Annotated in this window: 5 protein-coding genes; 2 read left to right on the top strand and 3 right to left on the bottom strand. The window is 43.5% G+C overall.

All coding sequences use genetic code 11. From position 1 onward, the window contains the following. Positions 1-355: 355 nt before the first annotated feature. Positions 356-835: a hypothetical protein gene (locus MUG84_RS27055; protein ID WP_244731277.1), complete on the bottom strand. Its 480-nt coding sequence runs from the start codon at positions 833-835 to the stop codon at positions 356-358. 219 nt (positions 836-1,054) lie between these two features. Then, positions 1,055-1,246 carry a PspC domain-containing protein gene (locus MUG84_RS27050; protein WP_244731276.1) on the bottom strand — a complete coding sequence of 64 codons (192 nt, stop codon included), beginning with the start codon at positions 1,244-1,246 and terminating at the stop codon, positions 1,055-1,057. 417 nt (positions 1,247-1,663) lie between these two features. Between MUG84_RS27050 and MUG84_RS27045 the strand changes: the two genes are divergently transcribed. Next, positions 1,664-2,173: a hypothetical protein gene (locus MUG84_RS27045; protein ID WP_244731275.1), complete on the top strand. Its 510-nt coding sequence runs from the start codon at positions 1,664-1,666 to the stop codon at positions 2,171-2,173. A gap of 218 nt (positions 2,174-2,391) precedes the next feature. Further along, positions 2,392-4,671, top strand: coding sequence for a penicillin-binding transpeptidase domain-containing protein (locus tag MUG84_RS27040; RefSeq protein WP_244731274.1), 2,280 nt, complete (start codon positions 2,392-2,394; stop codon positions 4,669-4,671). 667 nt (positions 4,672-5,338) lie between these two features. Here MUG84_RS27040 and MUG84_RS27035 read toward each other — a convergent pair. Then, on the bottom strand, positions 5,339-5,935 hold the full coding sequence (locus MUG84_RS27035) for a hypothetical protein (RefSeq protein WP_244731273.1): 597 nt from the start codon (positions 5,933-5,935) through the stop codon (positions 5,339-5,341). Positions 5,936-6,164: the final 229 nt, after the last annotated feature.

Raw genomic sequence — 6,164 nt, 5'->3', positions numbered from 1 at the left:
CGTGCGGAAGGAAAGCTGTTCAAAGTAGCGGTAATTGCTTGTGTAAACAAACTCATTCACTGGATTTTTGCCATCTTGACTTCAAAAGAAGCATTTCGGCTAGAATGATCAGCATGAAATAGGAAAAAATGAAATATATTCCTGTGCCGAAGGGGACGGTTATTTGTCATATCTTTTTTTAAGTATACCACTCCTGGAATCGATTATTAATAATTAAATATTGACAAGCTATTAGCTGGAATAGCACAACGCGGCTGCCGATCTATGCAGACAGCCGCGTTTTAGTTATAGATTAAGCTAAAGTGTCCCGTTAGCTTAATTCCTCGTCATGTCTAACTTGCTCGATTTTTTAACTTCATTTACTGTATATTTCTTCACCTACGGCATTAACAATCGACAAATGTGATACAGTTCTTAGACCATAATTGGATATTAATAAGCCCGCTTTGTCAATTCCCCTTGACTCAATTGTTCCATCTGAATACTTTACATTTATAAACTTGGCTCCTTTAGTCATTAAATCATCTTGTATAATAACTGCAATGTACGGTACTCCATTGCCCACAGTTACTAAGCCCTCCCCATTTGATCCCCAAGAAATCTTATGATCGTATAACTTTTCATTCTGATCAGAGTACAATGTTATCAATGAATCTTTCAGTAATATTAAAGCGCTGTCCTTTATCCATATGCTATCGAGATCCTCTAATTTATTATCTGAAACATATCTTACTATCTGTTCGTTGGTAGGTGCTGAGTAAATCAAGGTTCGCCCATTCGAACATCCTGTGAAAATAAATAAAAATAGTAGATATGAAATTAGCTTCAATTTCATAATATTTCTCCTTTCTGAGGGTGAATTGGCTAAGTTCAATTAAAACTTAATACGTTTCCAAACACTGGAAAGATACGGCAATCTGCCCGATAGCATAACGCGGCTGCCGAATTGTGCTGGCAACAGCGTCTTAGTTGGGTATTCCACTAACGTTCCTCGTTAGTTTAAACATCTATGTACTAACCATATTAATATTCTGGACTAAATCCGTAGTTACATCTAAACTGATAAGCTTGTATTTTCATCAAGTATATTAGACAAAATAATGTAGATAATCAAGGATACGGGCATTGTCAAAATAAAAATTAATCTAATACCAAATGAAGAAATGCCACAGAATTCAGCAATCCCTCCGCAAACCCCATTCAATGATTTATCACGCGATGACCTTTTCAATTTATTCTTATTCAATGTAACCCCTCCTCAATTAACCAGATTACTAAATAACGATCAAGACTGATTAATACCCATTACTTTTATAGACAATCTTACCACACCTTCATTTTGGTGATCTAAATTACTGCCCGTTAGCGTAAAGCGGCTGCCGATTTATGCCGGCAGCCGCGTTGTAGTTATTTATTAAACTGTAGTGTCCCGTTAGTCTAAAATCCTTTTTTCCTTCTCAATAAATTCATCTTTAGTTAAATCAAACAACACAAAATCTAAATATAATGTGTAACTTTTTGATAGTTAAGATTGTTATATATTTTGAATGCATTAAGGAAGATACATTGAAAGAAGAGTTGTAATTTCTAACTATCCAGGCGCTTACGATATGAAAGGAAATGGATATATTACCTTATTATAATTATGAGAGGGGAATCATTAATGAAAATGAAGGCAAAGTTTACTATATTACTTGGAACAGCTGGGATTATAGTGACAGGTAGTACAGCGCTTTTATTTAGTCTGACAACAGATGTTTCAATGATTCCTATTTATGCAGAGGCAGAGTCTTTGGGAAATACGCCAATTATTTCTCCTATAGCTTCAACAAAAGCATTTAATATTAATTTTCAAGGAGATAGAACAAGTGATACCGCAGTTTTTACAACATCAACTGATATGAACTGGGCTAAAATATATGCTTATAATACTTCAAGTGGAAAAATGAGAGTTGCCCTAAAAAAAGACTCTCCTTCTGGTCAAGAAATGGGAGCTATGACTCTAAATCCCGGACAAGCTGATTCCATGATAGGTACGCTTGACCCCGGAACATACTACGTTACTTTCTTAACGACGACAGCTATATTAAAAGGTTCAGCATCGGGAAGAATCGCTTCTACATATCAAGAATTGGAATCTAAAATAGGTCTAGGCTACAAGGATTTGAAATGAAACTAGCATCCAATTTTGCCGGGAAAGATGATTTCCATGTATTGCCATTCAGAGGCTTTACTATTAAAATTGTTTCTGGGGTGATTTTATGGCGAAATTAAACCGAGCTCAAAGAAATTTTAAAAGCCAGATGTGCAAGGCACAAAAAGATATTCGTAAGAAACACGGAGAGAAATATTACAGTTACATCGAGGATATAGAGCTTGTGAGGGTTGAGTATGATTAAAAGAATAAAACTTCGCACACTGCTCATAGGAGGATTCATCACCCTCCTTTTTATTGTTCTGTTGATTCGGGTATTTACACTACAGGTAGTCAAAGGACAAGACTGGCACGAGCGGGCGGTAGCCCAGTGGACGAGAAAGGTCCCGATTCCGGCAACCCGCGGCATGATCACGGACCGGAACGGCGATGTGCTGGCTTCCGACGTTCCGGCCTATACCGTTATTGTTAATCCAGCCGTCATCCATGAGAATGGGTTGGAGGACCAAATTATCGAAGGGCTACACAAGATTTTGGGCAAGGATGAAAGCGAGCTCAAGGCCCTCGTGACAGCCAAAGACGAAGAAGGCAAATACCGTACAAACCGGGAAGTCCGGAACGAAGGGTGGAAGATTGACGAAACGAAGAAAGCCGAAATCGTCAAGTATAACGACGAATTGAAGGACCAGCTGAAGAAAGAGAAAAAAGTGATGGCTACCGGGTTAGATCTGATCAAGGAGCAGAAACGCTATTATCCCAAAGGTACGCTTGCGGCTCATATTTTGGGGTACACAAACCGCGACGGCAAGGCTGTTGCCGGACTTGAGGCAAGCGAAGATAGTTACCTCAAAGGCACCTCTGGAATCATGAAATACGAAAGCGACCTGCAAGGGGACCAGCTTCCCGAAGCGAATATGGTGTACAAGCCGGCTGTCAACGGTAAAAATTTAAAGCTGACGCTCGATGACACGATCCAGTATTATATCGAAGACGCGATGAAAGAGACGTATGAGAAGTACAGGCCGATCAGCATGACGGTCATCGCTGCCGATCCGAAGACGATGGAAATACTCGGGATGGCCAACCTTCCGACGTTCAACCCGAATACGTATTGGAATCCCGCGTATGAACAGAAGGACTTTTTTAACTATGCCGTCAAGGCCACGTACGAACCGGGTTCCACGTTCAAGATCGTGACGCTCGCCGGTGCGGTGCAGGAGAGGCTGTTTAATCCGAATACCATCTACCAGTCCGGACAAATCTATGTCAAAGGGACTCATACGCCCCTTCATGACATTGTCCGCTCGGGATGGGGGCCGATCACGTTCCTGGAGGGCGTGAAGCGATCCAGTAACGTCGCCTTCGTCAAGTTGGGCTCGGAAATGCTCGGGAAAGACCGGCTGCTGAAATATATCAACGACTTCGGTTTCGGTCAGAAGACTGGGATTGAACTCCCAGGGGAAGTTTCTATGCCGATCAATCTGCCGGGTCCGGTCGAAGTAGCGACCGCTTCTTACGGACACGGCGTGTCCGTGACACCGATCCAGCAGCTGGCGGCGATCAGCGCGGTGGCAAACGGCGGAAAGCTTCTAAAACCTCATATCATTAAAGAAATCACCGATCCGGATACCGGGAAAGTCTTCCAATCCACCAAGACTGACGTCGTCCGGCAGGTCATTTCCCCGGAAGCCGCCAAGGAAACGAGCAGCTATCTGGAGCAGGTCGTGGCGGACCGGGTGATCGGTACCGGAAGAGAGGCCTATATCGATGGCTACCGCGTCGCAGGTAAAACAGGTACCGCGGTCAAATACGGCCCGGACAAAAAACCGGATTCTTCGAAATCCGTCGTCTCCTTTATCGGCTTTGCACCAGTGAACGATCCGAAGATCGCCCTTATTGTCATCGTGGACCAGCCGAACGATCCGAAGGCCGGCGGCGGCAAGGTGGCGGCTCCGATTTTCAAAAAAATCATGTCCCAGGCCCTGCCGTACATGGGCGTGCCGAAAACCACCACCAAAAAAACGTCGGACGGCAAAACGACTGTGAAACGCCCGGCAGCTCCGACGCTGACGAAACTGGCAGTGAAGGATGCCAAACAAAAGCTGCTGAACGCCGGTATCGATTTTGAAACGATCGGTAAAGGCTCCTCGGTCATCCGGCAGTTTCCGGCTGCGGGAACGCCGATGAGTCCGGGACAGCGCATTTATCTGCTCACGGAGGAAGCCGAAAAAATGACGGTGCCGGATATGAAGGGCGAGTCGCTGCGCGATGCACTGAATATTTTGACGCTGCTGAAATGTGCGGTTACTGTCGATGGCGAAGGATACGTCACCGAGCAGCTGGTCACGGACAAGAACGGCAAGCGTTCCGTCCAGCTGACGCTTAAGCCGGTCAAGGATGGCGAGGCATCGCAGGATACCTCATCCTCCTCCACGGAGGACGAGTCCGGATCGAAGGATACGTCAGCGGACGATTTGGCCGCCGGCAAGTCCGGTAAAGAAACTGGCGATAACTGATAGGCGGCAAATTCTGTCCCGAGTGATTAGCCAAAACGGATAGAAAAGCATATACATCCCCGAACCCTAAAGAGGGCATTACTTGGAGCTATAAACGCCCTACACGCGTTGAGACACCCCTTTCTAAATCAAGGGCCTACAATCCCGAAAATAATAATCTCTTTTAGATAAAAAACCCCAGCCTTTAACAAGAGACTGGGGTTTTGGCTTATAGGCTCTTTTAAACATCTTCTACGCGGCTATTCAGCATGTACGTTCTTGTGTTTTTTCATGTCGTCGGACGACAAGAACATATATATGGGGTCACATTTCAGCAAAATCATGACAGCTTCTTGGATCTCCTGATCCTTCTGGGGCTCAGACCATTGGGTCCTGATTCATTTATATTGATATCGATTATTTCAGTAGTCTGCACTCTTTATGAATTGAGATTAGTGTGAAACCAACTGGGGTTCTATTATTCATTCCCCTCGCAGCCTTGTTTGCGCCAGTTTTTCTTGCATTCACATGCCTCCCAGATTCATATGTAGACGCTAGCTGGAATATAGTACCACTAATGTGCAAATAGTCAACATTATTCTTGCTCCACTGCCAGTTAAATGAGAAGAAGGCAGCCGACCAAAAAGCCAGCTACCTTCAAATGTTTTCATTGAGCTATCGTGTCCCGTTAGTTTAAGACATAGGATCCCTGCCCAATATCGAAGCTTTGCAAAAATTTTTTCATAAGTTCATTAGAAATGATAAGGGCTTGTTTCCGTGTCGTAGCCGGTCCTGCAAACATTAAGCCATCGCCACCATTCCATCCACGCTTGTTCATGTTCAGGTAAGTAATGGAACTGAAATCAGAGTTCGTAAATAAAACACCGTAAGAAAACGTTTCTGGTTTGGCAGCACTTGTACCTGCATTCTCGATATATCCGTAAACGATCGGACCATATCCGTATTTATCAAAATGAATGGTGGTCTCCCGACTCTCATCCGGAACTGGAATCGAATCATTATCGAACGTAATGGTGCCTTTAAAAGTTTGTAAGCCGTTCAAACCAGTAGACAATGAACCTTGAATCCTTAATGTCTCTGGTTGCACGTTATTGATATGTTCGGTTCCTAGTTGGAAGTTTACGCCGCGAATCGTCGTATTTATTGATCGGGGATACGTAACCACAGCAAAATAAACAACCGCTACTACGATTAACAGGATCAGTAACAGTAATGCGTATTTTACTTTCATATGAGCCCCCCATCTTTTCATCATCTTTTTCACTTTAATATCTTCCATAAAATAGGACGTCGAACAAATGAAAAGGTTACGTTAACCTGCCCGTTAGCTGAACAGGCTGCCGTTGTAGTGGCAGCTTGATGTTGTACTATCGTGTCCCGTTAGCTTAATTGTGGGTAACCAACTTTACTGTTGAACCTGATTAATTAAGTCTATTAGATCGGATTGAGCTAATTTATTACTACCTAATTGCTCACTATTACCGTTGATGTAA

It is taken from the genome of Paenibacillus mangrovi (assembly GCF_022898935.1).
Taxonomy (GTDB): Bacteria; Bacillota; Bacilli; order Paenibacillales; family Paenibacillaceae; genus Paenibacillus_AQ; species Paenibacillus_AQ mangrovi.
The sequence above is the reverse complement of the archived record's forward strand: the minus strand, read 5'-3'. Positions and strand labels throughout refer to the sequence as shown.

Bases quoted from the DNA above. Each gene is read 5' to 3' on its own strand.
- MUG84_RS27055 (WP_244731277.1), bottom strand. From the start codon at position 835: ATGAAATTGAAGCTAATTTCATATCTACTATTTTTATTTATTTTCACA.
- MUG84_RS27045 (WP_244731275.1), top strand. From the start codon at position 1,664: ATGAAAATGAAGGCAAAGTTTACTATATTACTTGGAACAGCTGGGATT.
- MUG84_RS27040 (WP_244731274.1), top strand. From the start codon at position 2,392: ATGATTAAAAGAATAAAACTTCGCACACTGCTCATAGGAGGATTCATC.